Here is a 24,513-nt window from a genome sequence, read left to right on the forward strand (position 1 = left end):
TGAGAGCCATTAGCTCAGTCGGTAGAGCATCTGACTTTTAATCAGAGGGTCGAAGGTTCGAGTCCTTCATGGCTCACTCAAGTGCAGGACCCCTAAAGATAATTTCTCTTTATTTTTAGGGGTCTTCCTGGTTATAATAAACCATATGCGGAAGTAGTTCAGTGGTAGAATACAACCTTGCCAAGGTTGGGGTCGCGGGTTCGAATCCCGTCTTCCGCTCCAGATGGGGCCTTAGCTCAGCTGGGAGAGCGCCTGCTTTGCACGCAGGAGGTCAGCGGTTCGATCCCGCTAGGCTCCACCATCACACTACATAAACACCAATTCAGCCATAAATCTTTTGATTTATGGTTTTTTTATGGTTGGATTCGAATGAATCAATTCCGGATCACTTATCTTTCTATTCCGAACTGTATATATATTCAAGAATTTGTCCAGTTGAGTCATCTTCCTGAAAGCGGTTAAAATAAAGGAAAACAGAGGGAAAGCAGGGGGTAAAATGAAGAAACTTTCGATGATCGGCATGCCCATGGACCTTGGCCAGATGAGAAGGGGAGTCGACATGGGCCCAAGTGCTATCCGTTACGCAGGCATCCATGAGAGACTGAAGGATTTATTTGATGAGATCGAAGATTTGGGGGATATTGCTGTAGGCAGGCCAGAGGTGAAAATCGATCCAAACAGCAATCTTCGGAATCTGGAGCTCGTTGCCGAGAAGAATCTGCTGCTGTCTGAAGAAGTGAGCAAAATTATCGAGTCCGGCTCTTTCCCGCTTGTCCTTGGTGGCGATCATAGCATTGCCATCGGCACATTGACAGGTGTTTCTAAGCATTATAAGAGCCTTGGTGTCATCTGGTATGATGCTCATGGCGATTTGAATACTGCTGAAACCTCACCGTCTGGCAACATTCATGGCATGCCGCTGGCAGCAAGCCTGGGTTTAGGTCATGACTCACTGACCCAATTAGGCGGGTATGCTCCGAAAGTGAAACCGGAAAACATCGTGATCATAGGGGCAAGAGCACTTGACGAGGGTGAAAAGGACTTGATCAAAGAAAAAGGCATCAAAGTCTTCACAATGCATGAAATCGACCGACTTGGCATGACAAAAGTAATGGAAGAAACAATTGACTATTTAAAAGATAAAACAGATGGAGTTCATTTATCGCTTGACCTGGATGGATTGGACCCAGCTGACGCACCCGGCGTAGGGACTCCGGTCACCGGAGGGATCAGCTACCGTGAAAGCCATCTGGCAATGGAGATGCTCGCGGAATCCGGGATCATCACATCAGCCGAGTTCGTCGAGGTCAACCCGATTCTGGATGAGAAGAATAAGACAGCCATTGCGGCAGTGGCATTGATGGGGTCCTTATTCGGAGAAAAACTTTTATGATCATAAAAATAGGAGCAGCGGCCTAAAGGCTGCTGCTCCTTCCTATTAATAAAGGGCTGTTTTATCCGATGATAAATGATAGTATTTATTTAGCAAGCAATCGAGTTTCGTGCTGACATCGATAACATTTTGATTCGATAGCGAGGTTTTAGCAGCTAGATCAACCATTTCTTTCCTGTATTTCTCAATATCCCTCAGCAAAGCTTCAGCACACATAGCGAAATTCCCTCGCCTTCTCATTGAATATATAGTCCTTTTATACCCCATGTTGAAATTCCTCAAACTTTATTAGTAAAAATTTGTTAATATGTTCTTGTTGAGCAGTTTTTAAAACGAAGAAATATAAATAAAAAATGAAACCTTTCCCGGAATCGATTCGTATATCGATTAGCCGCATAAAGCGCGGAGGTAAATTATGGAGAACATTGTTAAGACCAGAATAAAGCAAGTGATCAAAGGCGACAAAGATGCCTATGAAGAAATTGTAGAAATATACAAGGACAAGGTATTCCAGCTTTGCTTCAGGATGCTTGGGAACAGACATGAAGCGGAAGATATTGCGCAGGAAGCATTCATCCGCGCCTATATCAATATTAACAGTTTCAATCAAAACCTGAAGTTTTCCACCTGGCTGTACAGGATTGCAACCAACCTTTGCATTGACCGGATCCGCAAGAAGAAGCCGGATTATTTCCTTGATGCTGAGGTGCCAGGCACGGAAGGATTGACAATGTATTCCCAGGTTCCGTCGGATGAAGCATTGCCTGAGGAAGAAGTGGAAAGCCTGGAGCTTCAGGAGACGATTCAAAAAGAAATTTCAAAATTACCCGATAAATACAGGTCGGTCATCGTATTGAAGTATATTGAAGAGCTTAGCCTGAATGAAATCAGCGAAATTTTGGATCTGCCTCTTGGCACGGTGAAGACGAGGATCCATCGCGGCAGGGAAGCCTTGAGGCAGCAGCTGCGATACGTATAAAGTGAGGTGAAGGAAATGAAATGCCCCGAACAGGTTATTGACTATATGCATGAGTTTTTAGATGATGAAATATCGACAGAGCATGAGAATGTCTTAAGAGAGCATTTGCAAAGCTGCAGCGACTGCCGGGATTACTTCAGGGAATTGAAAAGAGCGGTCGCGCTTGTGCAAAGTACGTCACATATCCAGCCATCGGCAGATTTCACCTCGAAGGTCATGAACAGGCTGCCGAAAGAAACAAAGAAGACAGAAATAAAACGCTGGTTCAGGAGACACCCGCTGTTGACGGCTGCCTCCCTGTTCATTGCTTTGATGACGGGCAGCGTTTTCTCAACATGGAACCAGGAGCATCAATTCTCCGTATCGAAACAGCCTAACCTGGTGGTCGAGAATGACACGGTCATTGTCCCTGAAGGTGAAGTGGTCAAGGGGGATGTCCTGGTCCGGAATGGCAAGTTGAAAATCGAAGGGGAAGTCCAGGGGGATGTTACCGTCATCAACGGGGAGAATTACCTTGCTTCCGCAGGAAATGTAACTGGTGAAATCCATGAAGTGAATGAGGTTTTCGAATGGATTTGGTACCATATTAAACAGACAGCCAAGAATACGGCAAATCTCTTTGATGATCAAGGAAGAGAACAGTCATTCCAATAGGGTGACTGTTTTTTTATCAATAGCCGGCTCTTGTGTTATAATAAGAAAGTTATAAACGCATATAGCTGAAGTGAATTGGTCAACTTCCGCTTTTTTTACGAGATCAGAAAGTATATATTTACTTCGGGAAATTACCAGCTCCAGCGCCCAGCCCTTTGGGGCATAAGCTGTACCGCCGTGGTGGCAGAGGAACTGTGCCACCTCGCGGTTTGTCTTATCCCTGCAGGGGCTGACCAAGGCGCTTGCGCTTTTCTTATTAACCTAATGGAGGAAGTGCAATGTCGTTTGCGGATTTCAATATATTAGAATATCTAGCCAATATTATTGACATTCTCCTGGTGTGGTTCGTCATTTACAAGCTGATTGCGATTATACGGGGAACAAAGGCTGTACAACTTTTAAAAGGGATTTTCGTGATCCTGATCGTAAAATTTGTCAGTGATTTCTTCGGGCTGAATACGTTAAGCTGGATGATGGAACAAGTCCTGACCTGGGGATTCCTTGCTATCATCATCATTTTCCAGCCGGAGCTGCGAAGGGCGCTTGAACAGCTTGGCCGAGGAAGGCTGTTTTCAAGAGGCGGCCTCCAGGAAGAGGAAGATGAGGAGAGAGTGGTAGAGGCGATTATTAAGGCAGCCGATTACATGGCCAAGCGCCGGATCGGTGCATTGATTTCGATTGAACGGGAGACAGGGATGAGCGATTACATCGAAACAGGCATCCCGCTGCAATCCAAAATCTCATCTGAATTATTGATCAACTTATTTATACCTAATACACCTCTGCATGACGGTGCAGTCGTCATCCAGAAAAATACGGTTGCTGCCGCTGCTTGCTATTTGCCGCTGTCGGAGAGCCCTTTCATTTCGAAAGAACTGGGAACCAGACACAGGGCAGCCCTTGGAATCAGTGAAGTAACCGACGCCATCACAGTTGTCGTATCTGAAGAAACCGGCAGTGTTTCCGTCACCCGGAATGGTGAGCTTTATCGTGATTTGACCGGGGAAACATTAAGGGAATTGCTCACAGCTGAACTGATTTCCGCATCAAGAATCAAGCAGGCAGCTTCTACCCGCTGGAGTTGGAGGGGGAAGAAAAATGGATAGACTTCTGGATAATCCATGGTTCATGAAAGGCGTCGCCTTAGTTCTTGCTGTATTGCTGTTCGGATCGGTTCCAAAAGGGAATCTGGATAAACAAAGGGATGTGAATGTTCCTTCCGACGAAAAGGTTGAAGTCATTGAGGATGTACCGGTCAAAAGTTATTATGATACCGATAATCTTGTAGTATCCGGAGTGCCTGAAACAGTAACGGTCAACCTGCAGGGCCCGAAGAACATTGTCCAGCAGGCAAGGGCACTAAGGGATTTTGAAGTATTTGTCGATCTGACTGATGCTGAAATAGGGGAACAGAGAGTTCCGATTACGATAAAGGATTTATCTGAGAGAATCACAGCAACAATTGAACCAGGCTCTGCGAATGTGTCCATCCAGGAAAAGGTAACAAAGGAATTCAAGGTGGATGCGGAATTCAGCAGGAACCTTGTCGAGGATGGCTATATAGCTGAAAAGCCAACGGTTAAGCCTGGAACTGTCCAGGTAACGGGCGCAAAGGATGTTATCGAACAGATCAGCTTTGTAAAAGCGACTGTCAACTCAAGTGGAAAGGTGTCAGATACGATAACCCGCGAGGCAAGCGTCTTAGTATTTGATAAAAACATGAATAAACTTGAGGTCTCAATTGAACCTTCAACAGTCGAAGTGACAATACCGGTGAAAAGTTCGAGCAAAGAGGTTCCGCTTGAAATTGTGAGAAAAGGAACGCCGCCAAGCGGAGTGACGATCGAATCGATTTCACTCGGAACCAAGCAAGTTCAGATCATTGCTGCCCCGGATGTCTTATCTGAAGTAGAAAGTGCCCGGGTCGAGGTCGATGTCAGCAGAATCAAAGGGGATACGGAGTTGAACCTCCCTGTGATCATCGCAAATGGGGTTGTTGGTGTCTCGCCGGAAATGGTGAAAGTAACCGTCAAAGCAACGAATAAGACAGAAAGAACAATCTCCAATGTCCCGGTTTCAATGACAGGAATCCGTGCTAATTACGAGGCTGATTTCCTTAATCCGGCCAACGGACAAACGAATATAACGGTTTCCGGGCCGAGTGACATTGTTTCTTCGCTTTCTGCTGATGATTTCAAGCTGACCGTGGATGCGTCAGGGTTGGAAGAAGGAGAGCATGAGGTGGCGATAAAGGTAACAGCGCCACGTAATGTTAATTGGAAGCTGGCCAATGAAAAAGCCAAAATAACGGTTGCGAAAAAAGAAGCATAATCGACTGCAATTTTTCAAACAAGGAGAGATTTTAAAAATGGGTAAATATTTCGGTACAGATGGAGTACGAGGCGTAGCAAATAGTGAATTGACACCGGAATTGGCTTTCAAGCTGGGCCGTTTCGGAGGCTATGTCCTGACAAAGGAACATGACCGTCCCAAAGTATTGATCGGCCGCGATACAAGGATTTCTGGCCATATGCTTGAGGGAGCACTTGTTGCAGGCCTGCTGTCTATTGGAGCCGAAGTCATGCGACTAGGGGTCATTTCCACTCCAGGGGTTGCGTATTTGACAAAGGCCCTCGGAGCCCAGGCAGGAGTTATGATTTCTGCATCGCATAATCCCGTAGCGGATAATGGCATAAAGTTCTTTGGCCCAGATGGCTTTAAGCTTTCAGATGACCAGGAGCTTGAAATTGAAAGTTTAATGGATTTAGAGGCAGACGATCTCCCACGGCCAATCGGGGCAGATCTTGGACAAGTAAACGACTATTTCGAAGGTGGACAGAAATACATTCAATACCTTAAGCAAACCGTCGATGAGGAGTTCGATGGCCTGCATATCGCGCTTGATTGCGCCCATGGCGCCACTTCCTCGCTCGCGGCCCATTTATTTGCGGATCTTGATGCCGACCTTTCAACGATGGGGGCATCACCAAACGGCCTGAACATCAATGATGGAGTCGGGTCCACCCATCCAGAAGCGCTTGCTGCTTTTGTAAAAGAAAAAGGCGCGGATCTAGGTCTTTCCTTTGATGGAGATGGCGATCGCCTGATTGCGATTGATGAAAAAGGGAATATTGTCGATGGCGACCAAATCATGTATATATGCGGAAAGTACATGAATGAGAAAGGACAGTTGAAGCATTCAACAATTGTCTCAACAGTCATGAGCAACCTCGGGTTCTACAAGGTGCTTGAGGAGCATGGGATCAAGAGTGACAAGACAGCAGTCGGCGACCGCTATGTAGTGGAAGAAATGAAAAAGAACGGATATAACCTTGGAGGCGAGCAATCCGGCCACATCATTTTCCTTGATTACAATACAACCGGGGATGGCCTGCTTACAGGGCTGCAGCTTGTCAATATCATCAAGGCCACCAATAAGCCGTTATCTGAACTTGCAGGAGAAATGAAGAAATATCCTCAAGTTCTCGTAAACATCCGTGTGACAGACAAGCACCACGTGACGGATAACGATAAAGTCAAGCAAGTAATCGAACAGGTTGAAGCGGAAATGAATGGCAACGGACGGATTCTTGTCCGTCCTTCCGGAACCGAGCCTTTAGTCCGTGTCATGGCCGAAGCAGCGACTGAAGAACTATGCAAGGAGTATGTTGATCGCATTGCTGCTGTTGTCAAAGAGGAAATGGGCCTAAAGGAATAACATTGAATTTTAATATGAATAGTAAAATGATATGCATAAGGGTACGCGTTCAAGCCCTTATGCATATTTATTTATGGAGGGAGGTTTCGGTATGTCCGTACGGGGATATAGTACGGGTAGGCCATTTTCCTTTTTTCTATTGACGAATGTGCTGGTATCGTGTATGCTTATCCTGTTTTTGCAGAGCAAAGACACCATCCTATTGTCAGAAAGGTGGGCAGAGGTTCAAGCAGGGAACATATAAGCGCCTGAACTAATCTTCGATCGGAATATGGATTAGTTGACGAGGTGGAGGTTTATCGAATTTTCGGCGGATGCCTCCCGGCTGAAACACAGCCGTTAATCCCTTCTTTAAATAATCAGGGCAACTTGATGGACAAAGAGGAGGGAATGCAAAAAGGTCCTCCATAACATAAATGGAAGCTGACCTTGCCAATGTGAAAAGAGATAAGGGGGCAAGCTGCCCCTAAGAAGGCTTCTTGCCCCCTGTCGTACAGGAGGAAAAGAAGTTATGTGTGGAATTGTTGGATATATTGGAAGTCATGATTCGAAAGAAGTTTTGTTAAAAGGTCTTGAAAAGCTTGAATACAGAGGGTATGACTCAGCTGGGATCGCTGTGATGAATGCTGACGGCGTCCATGTTTTCAAGGAAAAAGGACGGATTGCCGACCTTCGTGACGCTGTAGATTATGATGTGCTGGCGAACACAGGAATCGGCCACACCCGATGGGCTACACATGGAGTTCCGAGCAAGGTGAATGCCCACCCTCATCAAAGCTTGACTGGCCGATTGACCCTGGTGCACAATGGCGTTATCGAAAACTACGATCTATTGAAGCGCGAGTATTTACAGGATGTCCAATTGAAAAGTGAGACTGACACAGAAGTCATCGTTCAGCTGATTGAACAGTTTGTGAACGATGGCTTAAGTGTTGAAGAAGCGTTCCGCAAGACGCTGACACTTTTACATGGATCCTATGCACTTGCCCTGCTAGACGAGCAAAATGATGAAACGATCTTTGTCGCGAAGAACAAAAGCCCGCTGCTTGTTGGCCTTGGCAAAGGTTTCAATGTTGTCGCCAGTGACGCGCTGGCCATGATCCAGGTAACAAACCAATACGTTGAACTGATGGACAAGGAAATGGTCATTGTCACGAAAGATGAAGTGACAATCAAGAATCTTGAAGGAGAAACCATCGAACGTTCTCCTTATACGGCTGAACTTGATGCGAGCGATATCGAAAAGGGAACATACCCACACTACATGCTCAAGGAAATCGATGAGCAGCCACTTGTGATACGCAAAATCATCCAGAACTACCAGGATGGCGAAGGCGCCCTGGAAATCGACTCTGACATCGTTGCAACCATGAAGGGAGCAGACCGGATTTACATTATCGCGGCTGGGACTTCCTACCATGCAGGCTTGGTCGGCAAACAGTTCATTGAAAAATTGGCAAAGATCCCGGTAGAAGTCCATATCTCCAGTGAGTTTGGCTATAACATGCCGCTTCTATCCAAAAAGCCATTGTTCATTTTCATTTCACAGAGCGGGGAAACGGCCGACAGCCGCCAGGTTCTCGTACAAGTGAAGGAAAAGGGCCACAAAGCGCTGACCATCACAAACGTTCCAGGTTCTACCTTGTCCCGTGAAGCGGATTATACATTGTTGCTGCATGCAGGCCCTGAAATAGCGGTTGCGTCCACAAAGGCATATACTGCACAGCTTGCAGTGCTGGCAATCCTTGCTGAAGTGACTGGCCGCAGCCTTGGGCATGAAGCAGCCTTTGACCTTGTCCAAGAGCTGGGCATCGCCGCTACAGCGATGGAAGCACTGTGCGATTCTAAAGAAGAATTTGAAAGCATCGCCCGCGAATATTTGACTGTCACCAGAAACTGCTTCTTCATCGGCCGCGGAATCGACTTCTTCGTTGGCCTTGAAGGCGCGTTGAAACTGAAGGAGATTTCCTACATCCAGGCTGAAGGCTTTGCCGGCGGCGAACTGAAGCATGGCACCATCGCCTTGATCGAAGAAGGCACGCCAGTCATCGCCCTAGCGACCCAGGACTATGTCAACCTGAGCATCCGTGGAAACGTCAAAGAAGTCGTTGCCCGCGGAGCCAACCCGTGCATCATTTCAATGGAAGGACTGGAAACAGACGAAGACCGCCTGGTCATTCCAGAAGTGCACAGCCTGTTAACACCTCTTATCTCTGTAATCCCGCTGCAACTGATCTCATACTATGCAGCGTTGCACCGCGACTGTGACGTCGACAAGCCAAGGAATCTGGCTAAATCGGTTACAGTTGAGTAAGGTAGAGTGGGATTGGTAAGCCGTTTGTTTCATAAAAAAAAGTTCTTTACTATACAAAAAAGTTCTTTACCAGATAAAAAAGTTTTTTACTGTATTACCTAAAACTGGCGAATGAGCCAAAAGATATTTGAAATAAAATTCAAGTAGCTAATATTAGAAAAACTGTTCCCTAGGGAGCAGTTTTTCTTGTTTTGGTCTATTTTTACAATGAAAATAACGAATATTACACCACTTGATAGTAATGTTTAGAAAGAAGAGAGAAATGATTAGTTATTTCCCGCATCCTTATAAAGATGAAACAGTTTATAGCCTCATTGCAAGGTACTCTCAACACATAGGAATTAAGTCTAGATACCAAATTCATAATGAGTTGATGGGTAAAACAATGGTTAGTATTAAGAGAGAGTACATAAGTAATATGGAAAACCTCTCGAAAAAATTGAAGCACTTTTCCAATGATTATACATCTGAATACTTTATTAGAGGTCATACAACCTTTCCTTTTGCAGCCCCTTTTAGAACCCGAGACGAACATGAAACCGAGAATAAACATTTCCTTCACAGGCGTCGGGGCAGTTTAAGCGAAGTCCCATCAAAGGAACATCTATATTACTGTAGTTATTGTTTAAAAGAACAATTTCAGAAAAACGGTGAAGGTTACTGGCAAAGGCTCTTTCAGACGCAAGGTGTTTTTGTGTGTTATAAGCATGTAAGAGCTTTAAATGTGCATGAAACCAAAATTGTTAAACAGGATTTAAATAAATTTGAGATACCGAATCCATCTTTAATCTCCGTACCTGAAAAAAATATGGATAGTGTGGTGTTAACTAAGCTTGCTGAGCTTACTCAAAATATTGATTATTTTTATAACCACAGTCTTGATGAAGTATTTATCGAAAATATAACCAAACTTTGCGTTATATACTGCAATTGCCTATATCATTCTTTCTTTAATAACAATGATTTTTGTTTACAGAGATTACTTTTGATTTTGATTCTAATATCCTTACATTTTGAACAAAAGAAGCAGGTTAGCAGTTGAACAAGCATTAATAACAAAAGGTGATGGATTATGAATCAATTGAAATTCGATAATGGTTCTAAGAAGAAAGTTAGAGGTCTTAGAAGAAGGAAAAAGAATTTAATAAACACCTTTAATGAAATGACAGCACAATTGCTTAATCTGAGTCATTATGGACTTGGCTATTGGCATTTACATTTGCCTTTTGATCAAGGATATATAGATACTATTAAAGCTCCAAATAAATTAAGACGAGAAATAATGCAAATTTTGATAAATAGGGTTAGCTATTTAAAGAATTTAAAAACACCATCGCAGGATCAATATAGAATCTATACTGTTGTATTTTTTTATTATGATGAAAACAACTGCATCGGTCGGATTAAGATTCGTTCTAATTGGAATGGTTATGCACTAATTGAGGACATTGCTGTTGTAAAAAAATATAGAAAAAAGGTGTTGGAACTGCTTTATTAAATAAAGCTATTGAGTGGGCAAAGGAGAATAACTTTAGTGGTCTAGTGCTTGAAACACAAGATATTAATGTTTCAGCTTGCCATTTTTACGCCAAAAATCACTTTGTAATAGGTGCAATTGATACTATGCTTTATTCAAACTTTCCAACAGCAAATGAAATTGCGATTTTTTGGTACTATAAATTTTAACTTATTGTAGTTTTAGTATTTGAATAGTATAACTGATGGTAATTTGGTGGGTCGTAGATCCAGGGAGGATTAGGTTTCCGTACTTTATTGCTAAACCTTATTGAACGGTTTATTTAATAAGGAAGTTAGGCTCTTTATATTTCTACATCTAAAGTTGTAGGGGATTTCAAACTATATCTGGAGGTAATAATTTCGTATTAATGTAAAAATAAATAACGAAGGTTATATAAATGTTTAAAGAGATTTATTTTCGAATACATTTGAGAAGAAAATAAATGAGGCCAAACCAACAAAATAGGTGCTTTAACCGATGCAAGGTAAAATTTGGCTGAGAAAATTAATGGGATGAAACAAGAATGGGAGGATGGAACTGAATGACCATATTAGTGGCAGGAGCAACGGGAACCGTAGGGCGGCATGTCGTAGATCAACTTATTCGAAAGGGGGAAAAAGTGAGGGCATTGACACGTAATCCACTAAAGGCCAATCTGCCTGCAGGTGTGGAGGTTGTTGCGGGGGACTTAAGTGAACCTAGTACGCTAGGTTCTGCTTTGGCTGGCTTAAGCGGTATGCATTTGATTACTACCGGCGCCGAATATACTCCGTTACAAACGGGACCAGAAATCGTTCGTCTTGCTGAGAAAGCTGGTGTAAGCAGGGTTACTGTTTTATGGAACGGCGCGAAGGGCCCCTTTGAGAGTGCTGTTGAAGCAAGTGCCATGGAGTGGACTCAACTTCAAGCCTTTGAATTTATGGCAAATGCAAGAAAATGGGCAAACTCCATACGCTCCGAGGGGCTGGTTCGAGATCTGTTTGGGGGATCACCAATTGCTCCTGTTCATGAAGCTGATATTGGAAGGGTCGCAGCAGTCGCACTGACTGAGGACGGTCATGCAGGTAAAATATATACCTTAACAGGGCCTGAGAGTTTGTCAGTTAAAGATAAAGTTGGGATTATTAGCAAGGTTATCGGACGGGAAATCCGATTTGTTGAGAGTTCCGAAGAAGAAGAACGTGAGCAGATGAGGAAGATGGGTGTTGAGGAAGATGCCATTGACTATGTGATTAACTGGCACCTTAACCTGCCTCCATCCGCTCATAAGGTATTGTCGACCGTTGAGGAAGTTACAGGACATAAGCCGTATACTTTCGAAGAGTGGGTTCAGGCGAATACAGGATATTTTATAAATTCAAACAGCTAATTAAATTATTCCGGAAACTTTTGAGGAATTAAAACTAACGTCAGAGGGAGAGCATATTTAACCTTAGGTACTATTATTAAAAACCCAGCTGCCAAACCAGGCAGCTTTTTCTTATTCAACAAAAGGGTCAGGTTTATAACAAATATTTGGGCTTGTATAATTAATTTGAAAGGAAGGGAATGTAATGAAAAAGAAAAAATCGGTTTCTATTTTTATAATAAATTTTTAGTTCTTCTACTACATGATGCTTATTTCAATAAGGATGATGTAGCTACTAACCATGATAGTAAGGCCGAGATGGCCGAATTGGATCCGTCCTAGACAATGGATTTGATGAATATGGTTTAGTCAGCTTTAAAATAAGTGATACAGAACCCGACCCAACGATTTCTATTGTAATGGGCGAAGTCAAAAGTGGAAAAAACTACAGGAATATTTAGGAAAAAAGGTATCTAAAGCAGATCTAAACCATTACAATATAGAAATTTCAAAAAGAAATAATTCCTTATTGAACAAACTTGATAATAACCTATGCGTTGAACAACAATAGTCCAACGCACTGTTTAATCTTCCTAATTCAAGTGTTTTAAATCAATTGCTGCTTGATAGGGTTTAAGAGGTAATCCTTCTTTAATTCTATGAACGAAATCAGGATTAGCAAGTAGAGGACGTCCAAAGGCAGCAAGGTCAATAGTACCTTCCTTAATCGCCTCAGAAGCAATCTCTGTATTTAAATTCGGAGGAGGGCTGGAGTCTCCCGGTTAAAAAAAGGTTTGGAGCATTCCGCTCAATATCCCCATGCAACCAATTCCGATTAAAATCCATCCTCCGGCTTTTTTCGGTCGGGGTGACCTCAATAGGAAAACTCCGAAGAAAAAAAGAAGCAGACTGAAGGAAATATTAGCGAAATGTAGTCCCGCCCCTCCGAAAATGCCTTCAAGAAAATGATCGATGTTCTTTTCCATCAATTTACCTCCATGGTGTTAATATTTTTCAATAGCAGAAAAATGACCGCGATTCCCGACAAACAAGACATCCCTGCAAAGACCAAGGCGCTGCTTTCGCTTCCTAATGTGTTCATCATGATATTACATAACAACGAGGATAAGAGGATAGCTGACAAAATGGTAGCAGGAACAGATTTTTTTATAAAACCGATGCCAACGGAAATGATGGATATTGCAGCAGCTGTAATGGGAAAAATTCCGGCCAGCTTGATCACTTTGACTAAAATGGCCAAAGTGAATTCATCATTGACAATAGGGAAGAATCGCTCGGTCATACTGAATATGACTAAGATGGATAAATAGGTTGCCAGCATGGAAGTAATGGCAAAGAGGGAGACACTATAAATCTTGGCAAGCAAAACCTTGCTTCTGCTGACAGGGTAGGAGAATAGTAAAACGGCCCTTTTTCCGCCATATTCATTTATGATGAATTTTGTATACATAACAGATGCCATCGTACAGAATACTGCCATATTAAAAGCTCCAAAGAGGACTACAAGATTATCGTATCCTGCAAAAACCTGCATGTCGGGATCTGGGTCGATCCGCGGGGCATATGCAAATAAATAAATGAACCCGAGCATGGAAATCCAAATGATCAAACTTGCCATAATGTAGGCCTTCATAGGGACTTTCCTAAATTCCAACCTCATTAAATTCATCAACCCCGTTCCCTCCTTTTATCAATTGAAAAAAATAATCCTCTAGGCCATCATCGAATCGCTCTTTGATGTCAGACATCGAAACCTCATTTGCAAGGATACCGTCGGTTAACACCCCGATTGTATCTGCAATCTGGGCGATTTCATTTAAAATATGGCTGGAAATCAAGATGGTGATTTGCGATTGTTTGCTCAAGTCCAGGAATAATTCTCGCATCTCCCGGATGCCAAATGGGTCGAGTCCGTTAATCGGTTCATCAAGCAATAACACTTTCGGTTTATGGGATAAAGCTCTAGCTATGCCCAGCCGTTGCCGCATTCCTAAGGAGTATTGGGAAACAGGCTGATTACTTGAACGATCCAATCCAACCAACTCCAGGACTTTTCCTATCTCACTTTTAGAAGCGCCCATATACGACAGATGTAAGTCCAAGTTTTCTGCTGCAGACAAGTGTTCATAAAAAACTGGAACTTCAATCATACTTCCTATATTTCTGAGGATTCCACCCTTGTTTTCGGCAATGTCCCTCCCAAACATCTCTATGCACCCGCCGGAAGGCTGCAGGAGACCCATCAGCATTTTGAAAATGGTCGTCTTTCCCGCTCCGTTCACTCCCAGGAGACCATAAATCGAGCCCTTTTGAACAGTCATATCACATTTTTGGATAACTTCTCTTCCATCGAATACCTTTTTTAATCGGCGTGTTTGAATCGCAATGTCATTCACCATCGATGACACCCTCCTGTTCGTAAAGGCCTGCTAATTTATGAATGAGGCGATCGCTCATGATATCCATCCCCAACAGCCTTATGGTATGCTGCAAGAACTTCAATTGTTTGATCGTTTCCTCCCGATTGCGCCGCGAAAATATTGGATTGCACCAGACTGTAATCAGGATTAAAAATGTCTCTGCACATTCCTTTGGATGATCAGTCATAATCGAGCCATCCTTCATTCCCTCGCGGATGACCTTTTCCAAGATCGGCGCACTCTTTTCCAATGTACTTTGGATGCTGGCAATGATGAATTGAGGATTTTTCACATGTGGTTCCAATACGTCTTCATAAGAGTACTGTTGTTGGCTGTCCAGGCTTTTCTCCAACACAATGCTTAATTTTTCCCTTGCGTTGGCTGCCTGCGTGCTGCGTACCAGTTCGCTCAAACGCTGGGTGGATTCCTGGAAGGTTTGATTGATGATCGCATCCAAAATTTCTTCTTTTGATTTGAAATGGTAGTATATTACGCCTTTGGACATCCCTAACTCATTGATAATATCTTGGATACTCGTTTTGTCATATCCATTTTCCAAAAATAACTTAGCTGAAATGGAAAGGATGGATTCAATGGTCTTTTTTGGATTGTTTTTTCTTGGCACACTTTTCTCTCCCTTTTACATACTGACCGTCAGTATGTTTTAGGTTACCATATTTTGAATGGAAAGTAAATCATCACCTGTATGTATTTTACTATTGCTCATAATCCAACATATTTACCTACATCATCGGCATTCCGATAAGAAAAGCAGCCTAATAGCGTACTTCTCCCAATAATGCATGGGGATTTTTTAGTGTATACAACATTCAAATGTATGTACCATAGCCTTTTAACACTAAAATGGATCGGGCTTGTTAATTCTCCATCCTTCGTGAATGTTATACCAGACAACCCATCCGACAAAGAATCAAGAGACTGGCCCAGGCAAAAATGCCAGTTGGACAATTTTCCTCTGGTTTTTCTTGGTTTTCAGTTTTTAAATACCCTATTCTCCCTGGTTGTTTCTGCGGCGCATAAAATTATACAGCCTAAAGTTTATTTTTTCATTGACTAAACGTTCATTCAATAATAAAGTGATATTACATACCACAATAAAATGGAGGGTTTGCGATGGATTTATATTATGAGGTTAATGGAAACGGGCATCCTGTCGTTCTTCTTCACAGTGGCGGTATTGACTTGAGGGATTGGACATTTTTAGCACCTCTTCTAGCCAGGCATTATAAGGTCGTTACTTTTGATGGGCGTGGTATCGGCAAGTCTCCATCTCCTTTAAAGCATGCCAACTATGTTGAAGATTTGCTGTTGCTTCTTGACCATCTTGAACTCGATAAGGCAACACTCATAGGACACTCGATTGGCGGCCAGATTGCTACTGAATTTGCTCTGAATTACCCTGAAAGGGTGGACGATCTGATCTTGATTGCTCCTGCTCTGTCAGGATTTAGCTATTCAAAAGAGTTTAAAGCGTATATAAACAGGATTAATGAAGCTGCTCCAGATATAAATGAGATGATCGAACGATCGCTAGGTGGCACATTATATAAAGTCGTAATGTCAGGGCCACAAAGGGATTTAATGTTACAATCGCACCTGGATTATTTTAATAGAATGTTAAAATGGCCAGCGTTTGAAATGGTTTGGCCGCAACCGCCGGCTATTCAAAGACTAGATGAATTAGCTGCCAGAACATTACTTATTATAGGTACAGAGGATCTGCCAGATAATCATCGAGCAGCAGAATGTTTCCAAAAAGCGCCAAATAGTAAGTTTGTGAAAATTTCCAATGCCGACCATATGGTCACCCTCACCCATCCTGAAACTTTATATAAGAAAATTACCGGCTTTATGAAGGAATGATATTGCGATGCCAAGAAATCAAAAGGAGAATGAACGAATCCGCCAGTTAGCAAAGGAGAAAATTCGAAGTGCTGCTATGGAGTTGTTCATGAATCAGGGATATCACGCTACCTCTATCAGCGATGTAGCCAAGAAAGCCGGCATTTCTAAAGGTCTGCTTTACAATTACTTTAAAGGTAAAGAGGAATTGCTTGCTACTATGGTCGAAGAAAGAATTAGGAAAGTGGCCAATGTATTGGAAGGTGCCAGATCCCTGGAGACACCTATCGAGCAACTTGAATATATAGTTGAGGGAGCAATTAATGGCGTTTCCCAACATCCACAAGTATTTCGTTTTTATATGCATTTACAAACACAACCAGAAGCAGACGAAGAATTGATAAAATACAGTAAAATGCTAATTGAAGAAAACGCCAAACAGTTTGAGGCCCAGTGTGAAATATTTGAAGAGTTAGGCGTCAAGGAGCCGCGGAAACGGTCGTTATACTTTTCCTCCACTCTTCAAGGGATCATGCTCATGATCTCTACCTATCCTCTTCAGTTTCCCATTGAAGAAATAAAAGCACAGATTATACAGGAGTTTTGCTCACCTATAAAAGAGTAAAAGGATATCTGTTAAATGGAGGGATGAAAAGCAGATTCATGCATTCCTCCTTCTGTCCTGATAAAATGGTCAGAATATTCGACATAGTCCGGAGCGGAAAAAAGGAAGAACAGAGGGATTACTGACAAAGTTAGTTTGTTTTGTTAATTTCATTGAAACGTTCAAAAAAAAATACAGTATATAAGAGCAGATGAAATAAGAAATGGTGGATGCAACCAAAAATGCTGGAGGAGAATTTTATGTTAATTGGGTATATTAAGGAAAGTGTTCGCCATCCGGTAAAATCCTTTTACGGAGAGAGCGTCCAGAAAACAAGGGTAATGGAATATGGCTTGTATGGAGACCGAAGCCATGCTTTTTTGGATGAAACAAGACCTGGAAAGTTTTTAACAATAACCCAATTTCCAGATATGGTTCGATATAAAGCAAGATTTGCAGGTGAAGAATTATTAGAAGAGTACCCTAAGGTTGAAATAGTTACACCAGAAGGCAAGATTGTTGATTGGGAGAATGAAGAATTAACGGAAGAAATTGAAAGTAAATCGAAAAGAAGAATATCCCAGGTTACATATACACCTTCCCAAGTACCCTTAGGGGCAATTGAAGAGGAACATCTTCAGCTGGTGACCGATGCTTCATTGGGAAACCTGAAGGAAATGTGGGGAAAAACAGAGCTTGATTTTCGACGTTTCCGCCCGAACTTACTTATTTCATTAAAAGAAAAAATCCCATTTATAGAAGATAAATGGTTTGGCAAACGGATGAAAATAGGAAGGGATGTTGAAATCCAACTAAAAAGACATTGTGAAAGGTGTATGATCATTACCGTTAATCCTGATAGCGCGGAAAGGGATTCGACGTTGCTTAAAACGGTCGTAAAACAAAGGAACAATTATTTTGGCGTTTATGCTGACGTTCTAAAAACCGGGGAAATTCGCGTGGGAGATGAAATTCTTCTTCTAGAATAAATAAGGAGTTTTCCTTCTTTATTCTTTTCTCTAATATGTCATCTGATATTCTCCTTTTTCACGTAAAAAGGTTGATTTCCAATGCTATCTAGTCGGTACCGAAATGGAAGAGAATCGGGAAAGAACATGCAGCCACCAAGGAAATGACTTTTCAACTTTCAATCAAACGTATGTTTAAATTCAAAACCATTGCGGATTCAGGCTGGATCATAGCGGTCGAGCCTTTCTTCTTTGCTCAATATGCTTCCCACCCTTTGGCCAATCTGGTTTCCGCTATCTTTTTCTCCTTCTTTTCTTCTTGTTGCGGCAGGTAGCGGCCTAATGGAATTCTAATCATCCAATCACACTTTTACTCCAAACTCACTTTCTTATGTAAATGCCAATTTCATCCGTGCTTTTTCCTGATCCTAAAATTTACAAAAAATTGCATAAATCGGTTTTAGTTCACCCTTTATTGCCCTATAATATAACGATAATGGTTAACTTTAACAAATGCGCGAAACGGATCTTACGACTTAGAGACCATCTCAACAAGATCTTATAAAAAAAGACCAGGCCAGCCTAAAGAAAGAATAGAAAAAGACACTGACCGGGAAAACTTCTTAACCGCTGAAGAAGCGCTAAGTTATGGATTGATCGATAAAATCTTAACCCATCGTTAGGAGTGATGAGTGTGGATGAATTAAAGACTTTCACCGTTGAATATGAACTTGCTGGTGTCGTATTTTATCAACAAGTTCATGCAAAGGATATTGATGAAGCAAAAATCAGGGTCAGGCAGCAGCAATCTACTGCAAACATTCGAGCAGTCACTCTTTTTAATGAGGAGGAGTTTGAATAACTAATAAGGAGAGGCTATATAGCCCTCCCTATTTTTTTGGAATAGCTGGCGATACAACAACCACTGAATTTAGATATGATCCCTTGAAAGATGCATTCAGATATTTATAGAGAGGAGCCTATAGTATAAATGTACTTGTCCACTAACTTAAAAGTAATGAAAAGCGGTTGGAGCAGTCTTTAACATTTAACTATTCGTACCCCTTGCTTAACAAAGTTTCATACTGTTTGCTTGTTCCCCCTCTTCCTAACTCCTTGTCAATTTTTTTGTGATCAAATCCGCCGATAAGATATGATAAAAAACTTCCTCCAGTCAGAATAGAGTAATGATTAATTTTGTCAACAATTCCTTTGCCAAAATACACTTTTCATTAAATTGAAACAGTTCTGTAAACGCTTTATCATTGACTTAGAAGGATAAATTCTTTTTGGGGGGAAACGACGTGAACGAATCAGTTAACGATAAACAAGAGTTTAAAGTCAAAATACAACGATTCGGAAGTTATTTAAGCGGCATGGTCATGCCCAATATTGGCGCCTTTATTGCTTGGGGCTTGATTACAGCGCTATTCATTCCAACTGGCTGGCTGCCAAATGAGGATCTGGCAAAGCTGGTTGGACCTATGATTACATTCTTGTTGCCATTGCTGATCGGTTATACAGGCGGTAAGATGATTTATGATGGCCGTGGTGGTGTTGTCGGTGCGACTGCCACAATGGGTGTCATTGTCGGTACGGATATTCCGATGTTCCTGGGCGCAATGATCATGGGACCTATTGGCGGATGGGTGATCAAGAAATTTGACCAGGCAATTCAGGGCAAAGTAAAATCTGGTTTTGAAATGTTAGTAAACAACTTCTCTGCAGGTATCCTCGGAGGTCTTTTAACATTATTAGCCTACAAAGGAATCGGTCCAGTTGTTGAGGCATTAAGCAATGTGCTTGCTAAAGGCGTGGAGGCCATTATCAATGCGAACCTGCTGCCGCTGGCCAACATCTTTATCGAACCAGCCAAAGTATTATTCCTTAACAATGCAATCAACCATGGTATTTTAAGTCCTTTGGCAATCGATCAGGCAGCAGATGCAGGAAAATCAATTTTATTCATGCTTGAAACAAACCCTGGACCTGGTTTAGGAATCCTTCTTGCTTACTGGTTATTTGGCAAGGGAGTTGCAAAGCAAACAGCACCTGGTGCGGTAATTATCCACTTCCTTGGCGGTATTCATGAAATCTACTTCCCGTATATTCTAATGAAGCCGATGTTAATCGTTGCAGCAATTGCTGGTGGGGTGAGTGGAGTGTTCACATTCAACCTTCTTGATGCAGGTCTAGTAGCAGCACCTTCACCAGGAAGCATCTTTGCGCTTCTTGCGATGACACCTAAAGGCGGTTATTTCGCAACGCTTGCAGGAGTGGTTGTGGCAGCGGCGGTTTCATTCGCGATTGCATCGTTTATCTTGAGAACAAGCAAGGTGAAAGACGAAGATTTAACTTCTGCAACTGCCAAAATGGAAGAAATGAAAGGGAAAAAAAGCTCCGTTTCTTCTGCGTTGAACAGTCAGCCTGCTGAAACGGCGGTCAAAACTGAAAATGTAAGGAAAATCGTATTCGCATGTGATGCAGGTATGGGATCAAGTGCTATGGGCGCTTCAATCTTAAGAAATAAAGTACAAAAAGCAGGATTAGACCAAACAGTCATCAATACCGCCATCAATAATCTTCCAGAAGATGCGGATATCGTTATCACACATAAGGATTTGACAGATCGTGCAAAAGCGAAACTTCCAAATGCTGCACATATTTCAGTTGACAACTTCTTGAATAGCCCTAAGTATGATGAACTGATCGATTCATTGAAAAAAGAATAGCATTAAGCCCAGCCGGCTATGGCTGGGCTTTTCACAATAGAATACACTATCCAATCCTTAGTGTTTGGGAGGAATGAACGAAACCTTCATGTTATTAAATTTTGTCAACAACTTGACTGACGAATTCCTACTTATCATTCGTTGAATAAAGTATCTTTCCGGATTTAAAATAAAAATGTAAGCCTTTAATTTAATTATTGTCAACAACATGACGCTATTACCCTGTGAGTTTGCAATATGAATAGGGGGTGACCATTCTTGTATATTTCAGCTAGAGAGAGGCAGCTTTTAGAAATCTTGCTGACTGAAAAGGAAGAAACAACTGTAAAGGACCTGGCAGACCGTATTGGTGTGAGCGGCAGGACGGTCCATCGTGATTTAAAGAATATAGAAGATATCCTGATGGAATATGAGCTTGCCTTGCAAAAAAAATCTGGAGTCGGAGTCCAAATCTCCGGTAATCCGGAGAAAATACGCCAATTAGAGCTTTTTTTGTTTAATCTTTTTCATACAGAATACACTCCTGACGAAAGGCAAACGATTATCCTATGCGAACTGCTGGAAACGAAGGGGCCAGTAAAGCTGCTAGGACTGGCTAATGATTTGAATGTCACGATTGCCACAGTCAGTGCAGACCTGTCTAAATTGGAAGACAGACTACAACCCTTTGGCTTAAGCTTAATAAGAAAAAGGGGTTATGGAGTCGAACTAGAGGGCGATGAAGCCGGCAAAAGACGGGCAATGAGAAATCTGATATCAAAATATCTTGATGAAGCCGAAATCCTTTCTATGGCACGTGAGAGTATCAAAAAACGCTCAACCCAGCATATCAATACTATTTCTGAGAGGCTTTTGGGCCTGGTTGAAAAGAAAAAACTCCTGATTGTTGAAAAAATAGTGGAATCCATTATGCAGGAACTGCCTTTTTCAATGGCCGATAGTGCCTATATCGGCCTGATAGTCCATCTTTCCCTGGCGGTTGAGAGAATCCAAAAAGGGGAAGGAATTTCGATCAATCACTCTTATATGAAGATACAGCAGTCCTCTAAGGAATATAGATTTGCTGAAAAGATTGTCGCGCAACTGGAGCAAGTTTTTAACATCAAAATGCCCAAAGCAGAAATAGCCTATATCACCATGCACTTAAAGGGTGCCAAACTAAGGCATGATCATGAGTATCTAATAGAAGAATCCAGCTTACAGGTTGCGATCAAGGCAAAGAATTTGATTGACTTAGTTGAAAAAAGGATCGAAACGGATTTGTCGGCAAATCGCTCACTATTTGAAGGTCTGGTCATCCATTTGAAGCCGGCAATGTACAGGATCAAGCATGGGATGGGAATCAGCAATCCTTTAGCAGAAAAGATTAAAATGGATTACCCGGAATTGTTCCTCATCGTCAAACAGGCTGCAGAGCAGGTATTCACAAAATATCATGTTCCCGATGAGGAAATTGGCTATCTGGTCATGCACTTTGGAGCCGCTGTCATAAGCCGAAGGGAGTCTGCAAACTTTAAAACGCTGGTCATATGCTCAAGTGGGATCGGCACTTCAAAAATGCTTCTGACCAGGCTGCAAGAAGAGTTTCCGGAGCTCAAGGATGTCCAAAATGCATCGGTGATGGAATTTAAAAAGACCGAGCCCTCAGACTTTGAGCTTATCATCTCGACGATTCCTATTCCTGATTACGAAAAAGAGTACATCATTGTAAGCCCGATGTTAACCCGGGGTGAGATCGCCAAGGTTCGGACATTTATTAATAAATATAAAATCCTGAACAGCTCGAAAAAACGTTTTGCCTTCCCTCTGGAAGAACAGGCCAATCTTAAAAATCCACACAATTTTATAAGAGGCATGCGAACCCTGCAAAAGTATACGGGAACCATTGCTGCCATCCTTGAAGGTTTTGAATTGGCTGAAATAAGGGAACGGAAAACTACTGAAGAAATTTTGTTTCGAGCCGTACAAGGGTTGGCCGAGAAACAGACGGTATCCGAAACAGCTGCCATTGTAGATGCCTTAATCAGAAGGGAAAAATTGGGGGGTCTGGGTATTCCAGGAACGAGCATGGCGCTATACCATACACGTTCGCATGAGATCATCCAGCCAAGCTTCACGATTTACTCGCTCGAAAATCCAATTGTGACGGCTGGCATGGATGGCGTCAAAATGAATGTGAAGTTCCTGCTTTTGATGCTGTCTCCTCAAGAGTCTTCGGAAGAAGCATTGGAAGTATTGAGCCACTTAAGCTCATTGCTGATCGAAAGCAAGGAAAGCATAGCATTATTTGAATCGAATGATGAAGAAAAAATAGCAGCCTATTTATCATCAAGATTTAAGGAATTCATCGATGGAAAAATAAAACATATAAGGAGTGTCTGAACATGTCATCAATCTTGAATAAAGAAAATATTTTATTGAATAAATCAGTGAGCACCAAGGAAGAAGCAATCAAGCTGACGGGCAGTGTTCTTGTTGAACGAGGATATGTCGAACCAAACTATATTGAAAAAATGCTGGAAAGAGAACAATTGACTTCTACCTACATGGGGAATTTCGTAGCCATCCCGCACGGCACAGAGGATTCCAAGCAATTTGTGAAAGAATCCGGAATTTCATTCGTCCAGGTGCCTGACGGAATTGACTTCGGAGGAGGCAATATCGTTAAGCTTCTGATCGGTATTGCTGGCAAGAATGACGAGCACTTAAGCATCTTATCCAACATTGCGATCGTTTGTTCAGAAGAGGAAAATATCGAAAAGCTCATTGCTGCAAAATCAGCAGAAGAAATCCTGGCGATTTTCGAAGGAGTAAACTAATATGCTTGCAGTTCACTTTGGGGCAGGAAACATAGGCCGCGGTTTTATAGGAAATTTATTGTATCATTCAGGTTATGAAACGGTTTTTGTGGATGTGAATGCTGAAATTGTCAATTTGCTTAACGAAAAAAATGAATATACAGTTGTTCTCGCGGAGCCGTCGCAACAAGAGATTATGATTAAAAATGTCAGGGCTATTAACAGCGCAAACAATCCAAATGAGGCAATCCAGGCTATTGCGGAAGCGGATCTCGTAACGACAGCGATCGGGCCAAATATTCTTCCGTTAATTGCTGGTTTGGTTGCTGATGGATTGCGCAAACGGGCTGAACAGTCAGACAAACCGCTGAACATCATTGCCTGTGAGAATATGATCGGCGGAAGTTCTCTTTTAAAAGAGAAGGTGTATGAAAGATTAACCGATGCCGAGATTGCTAAATTCAATGGCCAGTTTGGTTTTCCGGATTCAGCCGTAGACCGCATCGTTCCAAACCAGACGAATGAAGATAAGCTTATGGTGAAAGTAGAACCGTTCTATGAATGGGTAGTAGAGGAAACGAAATTTGTTGGGGAAAAACCAGATATTCAGGGAATCACTTATGTTAAGGATTTAGTCCCATATATTGAACGGAAATTATTCACTGTTAATACTGGCCATGCCCTGGCTGCTTACTTTGGTTATTATTACGGCCAGAAAACAATCAATCAGGCGATGGAAAATCCGCAAATACGTGAGCTCGTTAAAGGTGCCCTGAATGAAAGTGGCGAATTTTTGATTGAAAAATATGGATTCCAGGCTGCGGAACACGCTAAATATATCCAAAAGATCCTTCAGCGTTTCTCTAATTCCCATATTGTAGATGAGGTGACGAGAGTCGGCCGCTCGCCAATCAGGAAAGTCGGTCCTAATGACCGTCTTGTAAGCCCTGCGAGACAGTACTTTGAAGTAGTTGGAAAAGAGCCCGTGTATCTCCTGAAAGGAGTCGCAGCAGCGTTGTTATACGATTATCAAGGTGATGAGGAAGCTGCTAGAATCCAGGCTGCCATCCAGGAAAACGGCGTTGAACAGGTGATAGAAAGCTTAACCGGTCTCTCGCCCGAATCACCGCTATCCAAAAGCATTGTTAACCAGTACAATCAATTAAAACAAAATAAATAAAC

The 24,513-nt window shown here is 42.2% G+C and carries 21 protein-coding genes, 3 tRNA genes and 5 pseudogenes; 24 read left to right on the forward strand and 5 right to left on the reverse strand.

Annotated features, from left to right (window positions below; translation table 11 throughout):
• Nucleotides 1-3 precede the first annotated feature (3 nt).
• The 4 genes from JJQ88_RS16270 (at nucleotide 4) to rocF (ending at nucleotide 1,393) form a co-directional block, all read left to right on the forward strand.
• A tRNA-Lys gene (locus JJQ88_RS16270) sits at nucleotides 4-76 on the forward strand.
• Between the two features lie 71 nt (nucleotides 77-147).
• Nucleotides 148-222: transfer RNA gene (locus JJQ88_RS16275), tRNA-Gly, on the forward strand.
• 3 nt (nucleotides 223-225) lie between these two features.
• A tRNA-Ala gene (locus JJQ88_RS16280) sits at nucleotides 226-301 on the forward strand.
• Nucleotides 302-496: 195 nt separating this feature from the next.
• Nucleotides 497-1,393 (forward strand): arginase, encoded by an 897-nt coding sequence (rocF, locus tag JJQ88_RS16285; protein WP_210367098.1) that lies wholly within the window; start codon nucleotides 497-499, stop codon nucleotides 1,391-1,393.
• A 45-nt stretch (nucleotides 1,394-1,438) separates the two neighbouring features.
• Here rocF and JJQ88_RS16290 read toward each other — a convergent pair whose 3' ends face one another.
• A complete protein-coding gene (locus tag JJQ88_RS16290; RefSeq protein ID WP_210367099.1) occupies nucleotides 1,439-1,609 on the reverse strand; it encodes an aspartyl-phosphate phosphatase Spo0E family protein in 171 nt (56 codons plus the stop codon).
• Between the two features lie 199 nt (nucleotides 1,610-1,808).
• Between JJQ88_RS16290 and sigW the strand changes: the two genes are divergently transcribed.
• The 11 genes and pseudogenes from sigW (at nucleotide 1,809) to JJQ88_RS21910 (ending at nucleotide 12,496) form a co-directional block, all read left to right on the forward strand.
• Nucleotides 1,809-2,372, forward strand: a complete 564-nt coding sequence (gene sigW / locus JJQ88_RS16295; protein ID WP_210367100.1) for an RNA polymerase sigma factor SigW — start codon at nucleotides 1,809-1,811, stop codon at nucleotides 2,370-2,372.
• 15 nt (nucleotides 2,373-2,387) lie between these two features.
• Nucleotides 2,388-3,026: an anti-sigma factor family protein gene (locus JJQ88_RS16300; protein WP_210367101.1), complete on the forward strand. Its 639-nt coding sequence runs from the start codon at nucleotides 2,388-2,390 to the stop codon at nucleotides 3,024-3,026.
• 278 nt (nucleotides 3,027-3,304) lie between these two features.
• Nucleotides 3,305-4,132, forward strand: coding sequence for a diadenylate cyclase CdaA (gene cdaA, locus JJQ88_RS16305; protein WP_210367102.1), 828 nt, complete (start codon nucleotides 3,305-3,307; stop codon nucleotides 4,130-4,132).
• Nucleotides 4,125-5,357: a CdaR family protein gene (locus JJQ88_RS16310; protein ID WP_210367103.1), complete on the forward strand. Its 1,233-nt coding sequence runs from the start codon at nucleotides 4,125-4,127 to the stop codon at nucleotides 5,355-5,357. The genes cdaA and JJQ88_RS16310 overlap by 8 nt, the downstream gene beginning before the upstream one ends.
• A gap of 37 nt (nucleotides 5,358-5,394) precedes the next feature.
• Complete coding sequence (glmM, locus tag JJQ88_RS16315) at nucleotides 5,395-6,744, forward strand: phosphoglucosamine mutase (RefSeq protein ID WP_210367104.1); 1,350 nt, start codon at nucleotides 5,395-5,397, stop codon at nucleotides 6,742-6,744.
• A gap of 511 nt (nucleotides 6,745-7,255) precedes the next feature.
• The gene (gene glmS, locus JJQ88_RS16320) at nucleotides 7,256-9,058 is read left to right on the forward strand and encodes a glutamine--fructose-6-phosphate transaminase (isomerizing) (RefSeq protein ID WP_210367105.1); all 1,803 of its coding nucleotides are present in this window, start codon (nucleotides 7,256-7,258) and stop codon (nucleotides 9,056-9,058) included.
• Nucleotides 9,059-9,320: 262 nt separating this feature from the next.
• Nucleotides 9,321-10,100 (forward strand): TniQ family protein, encoded by a 780-nt coding sequence (locus tag JJQ88_RS16325; protein WP_210367106.1) that lies wholly within the window; start codon nucleotides 9,321-9,323, stop codon nucleotides 10,098-10,100.
• A 120-nt stretch (nucleotides 10,101-10,220) separates the two neighbouring features.
• A pseudogene (locus JJQ88_RS21315) lies at nucleotides 10,221-10,364 on the forward strand (DUF3916 domain-containing protein); the annotation flags it as partial.
• Nucleotides 10,365-10,424: 60 nt separating this feature from the next.
• Nucleotides 10,425-10,744 (forward strand): annotated as a pseudogene (satA, locus tag JJQ88_RS16335) (streptothricin N-acetyltransferase SatA); the annotation flags it as partial.
• A 374-nt stretch (nucleotides 10,745-11,118) separates the two neighbouring features.
• On the forward strand, nucleotides 11,119-11,946 hold the full coding sequence (locus tag JJQ88_RS16340) for an NmrA family NAD(P)-binding protein (protein ID WP_210367107.1): 828 nt from the start codon (nucleotides 11,119-11,121) through the stop codon (nucleotides 11,944-11,946).
• A gap of 305 nt (nucleotides 11,947-12,251) precedes the next feature.
• Nucleotides 12,252-12,496, forward strand: a pseudogene (locus JJQ88_RS21910) (YolC/YozM family protein).
• Between the two features lie 22 nt (nucleotides 12,497-12,518).
• Here the strand turns inward: JJQ88_RS21910 and JJQ88_RS16345 are convergent.
• The 4 genes and pseudogenes from JJQ88_RS16345 to JJQ88_RS16360 all read right to left on the reverse strand — a co-directional run.
• Nucleotides 12,519-12,683: pseudogene (locus JJQ88_RS16345) on the reverse strand (oxidoreductase); the annotation flags it as partial.
• Between the two features lie 227 nt (nucleotides 12,684-12,910).
• Nucleotides 12,911-13,579 carry an ABC transporter permease gene (locus JJQ88_RS16350; protein WP_210367108.1) on the reverse strand — a complete coding sequence of 223 codons (669 nt, stop codon included), beginning with the start codon at nucleotides 13,577-13,579 and terminating at the stop codon, nucleotides 12,911-12,913.
• Nucleotides 13,580-13,589: 10 nt separating this feature from the next.
• Nucleotides 13,590-14,345 carry an ABC transporter ATP-binding protein gene (locus tag JJQ88_RS16355; RefSeq protein ID WP_210367109.1) on the reverse strand — a complete coding sequence of 252 codons (756 nt, stop codon included), beginning with the start codon at nucleotides 14,343-14,345 and terminating at the stop codon, nucleotides 13,590-13,592.
• Nucleotides 14,335-14,991, reverse strand: coding sequence for a TetR/AcrR family transcriptional regulator (locus JJQ88_RS16360; RefSeq protein WP_210367110.1), 657 nt, complete (start codon nucleotides 14,989-14,991; stop codon nucleotides 14,335-14,337). The genes JJQ88_RS16355 and JJQ88_RS16360 overlap by 11 nt, the downstream gene beginning before the upstream one ends.
• 509 nt (nucleotides 14,992-15,500) lie before the next feature.
• Between JJQ88_RS16360 and JJQ88_RS16365 the strand changes: the two genes are divergently transcribed.
• The 9 genes and pseudogenes from JJQ88_RS16365 to JJQ88_RS16405 all read left to right on the forward strand — a co-directional run bounded on the left by JJQ88_RS16365 (nucleotide 15,501) and on the right by JJQ88_RS16405 (nucleotide 24,511).
• Nucleotides 15,501-16,250, forward strand: coding sequence for an alpha/beta fold hydrolase (locus JJQ88_RS16365; protein WP_210367111.1), 750 nt, complete (start codon nucleotides 15,501-15,503; stop codon nucleotides 16,248-16,250).
• Between the two features lie 7 nt (nucleotides 16,251-16,257).
• Nucleotides 16,258-16,854 (forward strand): TetR/AcrR family transcriptional regulator, encoded by a 597-nt coding sequence (locus JJQ88_RS16370; RefSeq protein WP_210367112.1) that lies wholly within the window; start codon nucleotides 16,258-16,260, stop codon nucleotides 16,852-16,854.
• A gap of 239 nt (nucleotides 16,855-17,093) precedes the next feature.
• Entirely contained in the window at nucleotides 17,094-17,822 is a 729-nt protein-coding gene (locus JJQ88_RS16375) for an MOSC domain-containing protein (RefSeq protein ID WP_210367161.1), read from the forward strand.
• Between the two features lie 493 nt (nucleotides 17,823-18,315).
• Nucleotides 18,316-18,484: pseudogene (locus JJQ88_RS16380) on the forward strand (ATP-dependent Clp protease proteolytic subunit); the annotation flags it as partial.
• Nucleotides 18,485-18,495: 11 nt separating this feature from the next.
• The gene (locus JJQ88_RS16385; protein ID WP_210367113.1) at nucleotides 18,496-18,663 is read left to right on the forward strand and encodes a hypothetical protein; all 168 of its coding nucleotides are present in this window, start codon (nucleotides 18,496-18,498) and stop codon (nucleotides 18,661-18,663) included.
• Between the two features lie 442 nt (nucleotides 18,664-19,105).
• Nucleotides 19,106-20,533 (forward strand): PTS mannitol transporter subunit IIBC, encoded by a 1,428-nt coding sequence (locus JJQ88_RS16390; RefSeq protein WP_210367114.1) that lies wholly within the window; start codon nucleotides 19,106-19,108, stop codon nucleotides 20,531-20,533.
• Nucleotides 20,534-20,791: 258 nt separating this feature from the next.
• Nucleotides 20,792-22,915 (forward strand): BglG family transcription antiterminator, encoded by a 2,124-nt coding sequence (locus JJQ88_RS16395; RefSeq protein ID WP_210367115.1) that lies wholly within the window; start codon nucleotides 20,792-20,794, stop codon nucleotides 22,913-22,915.
• A 2-nt stretch (nucleotides 22,916-22,917) separates the two neighbouring features.
• The gene (locus JJQ88_RS16400) at nucleotides 22,918-23,352 is read left to right on the forward strand and encodes a PTS mannitol transporter subunit IIA (RefSeq protein WP_210367116.1); all 435 of its coding nucleotides are present in this window, start codon (nucleotides 22,918-22,920) and stop codon (nucleotides 23,350-23,352) included.
• 1 nt (nucleotide 23,353) lies between these two features.
• Nucleotides 23,354-24,511: a mannitol-1-phosphate 5-dehydrogenase gene (locus JJQ88_RS16405; protein WP_210367117.1), complete on the forward strand. Its 1,158-nt coding sequence runs from the start codon at nucleotides 23,354-23,356 to the stop codon at nucleotides 24,509-24,511.
• The last annotated feature ends 2 nt before the right edge of the window (nucleotides 24,512-24,513 follow it).

Source organism: Bacillus sp. REN3 (assembly GCF_017912555.1).
Lineage (GTDB): Bacteria > Bacillota > Bacilli > Bacillales > Cytobacillaceae > Mesobacillus.

What these genes read in the sequence shown, in the direction of transcription:
- JJQ88_RS16300 (WP_210367101.1), top strand. Translation starts at nt 2,388, where the DNA reads ATGAAATGCCCCGAACAGGTTATTGACTATATGCATGAGTTTTTAGAT.
- JJQ88_RS16310 (WP_210367103.1), top strand. Translation starts at nt 4,125, where the DNA reads ATGGATAGACTTCTGGATAATCCATGGTTCATGAAAGGCGTCGCCTTA.
- JJQ88_RS16400 (WP_210367116.1), top strand. Translation starts at nt 22,918, where the DNA reads ATGTCATCAATCTTGAATAAAGAAAATATTTTATTGAATAAATCAGTG.
- cdaA (WP_210367102.1), top strand. Translation starts at nt 3,305, where the DNA reads ATGTCGTTTGCGGATTTCAATATATTAGAATATCTAGCCAATATTATT.
- JJQ88_RS16405 (WP_210367117.1), top strand. Translation starts at nt 23,354, where the DNA reads ATGCTTGCAGTTCACTTTGGGGCAGGAAACATAGGCCGCGGTTTTATA.
- JJQ88_RS16350 (WP_210367108.1), bottom strand. Translation starts at nt 13,579, where the DNA reads ATGAAGGCCTACATTATGGCAAGTTTGATCATTTGGATTTCCATGCTC.
- JJQ88_RS16340 (WP_210367107.1), top strand. Translation starts at nt 11,119, where the DNA reads ATGACCATATTAGTGGCAGGAGCAACGGGAACCGTAGGGCGGCATGTC.
- JJQ88_RS16325 (WP_210367106.1), top strand. Translation starts at nt 9,321, where the DNA reads ATGATTAGTTATTTCCCGCATCCTTATAAAGATGAAACAGTTTATAGC.
- sigW (WP_210367100.1), top strand. Translation starts at nt 1,809, where the DNA reads ATGGAGAACATTGTTAAGACCAGAATAAAGCAAGTGATCAAAGGCGAC.
- glmS (WP_210367105.1), top strand. Translation starts at nt 7,256, where the DNA reads ATGTGTGGAATTGTTGGATATATTGGAAGTCATGATTCGAAAGAAGTT.
- rocF (WP_210367098.1), top strand. Translation starts at nt 497, where the DNA reads ATGAAGAAACTTTCGATGATCGGCATGCCCATGGACCTTGGCCAGATG.
- JJQ88_RS16290 (WP_210367099.1), bottom strand. Translation starts at nt 1,609, where the DNA reads ATGTGTGCTGAAGCTTTGCTGAGGGATATTGAGAAATACAGGAAAGAA.
- glmM (WP_210367104.1), top strand. Translation starts at nt 5,395, where the DNA reads ATGGGTAAATATTTCGGTACAGATGGAGTACGAGGCGTAGCAAATAGT.
- JJQ88_RS16355 (WP_210367109.1), bottom strand. Translation starts at nt 14,345, where the DNA reads ATGGTGAATGACATTGCGATTCAAACACGCCGATTAAAAAAGGTATTC.
- JJQ88_RS16365 (WP_210367111.1), top strand. Translation starts at nt 15,501, where the DNA reads ATGGATTTATATTATGAGGTTAATGGAAACGGGCATCCTGTCGTTCTT.
- JJQ88_RS16375 (WP_210367161.1), top strand. Translation starts at nt 17,094, where the DNA reads ATGTTAATTGGGTATATTAAGGAAAGTGTTCGCCATCCGGTAAAATCC.
- JJQ88_RS16370 (WP_210367112.1), top strand. Translation starts at nt 16,258, where the DNA reads ATGCCAAGAAATCAAAAGGAGAATGAACGAATCCGCCAGTTAGCAAAG.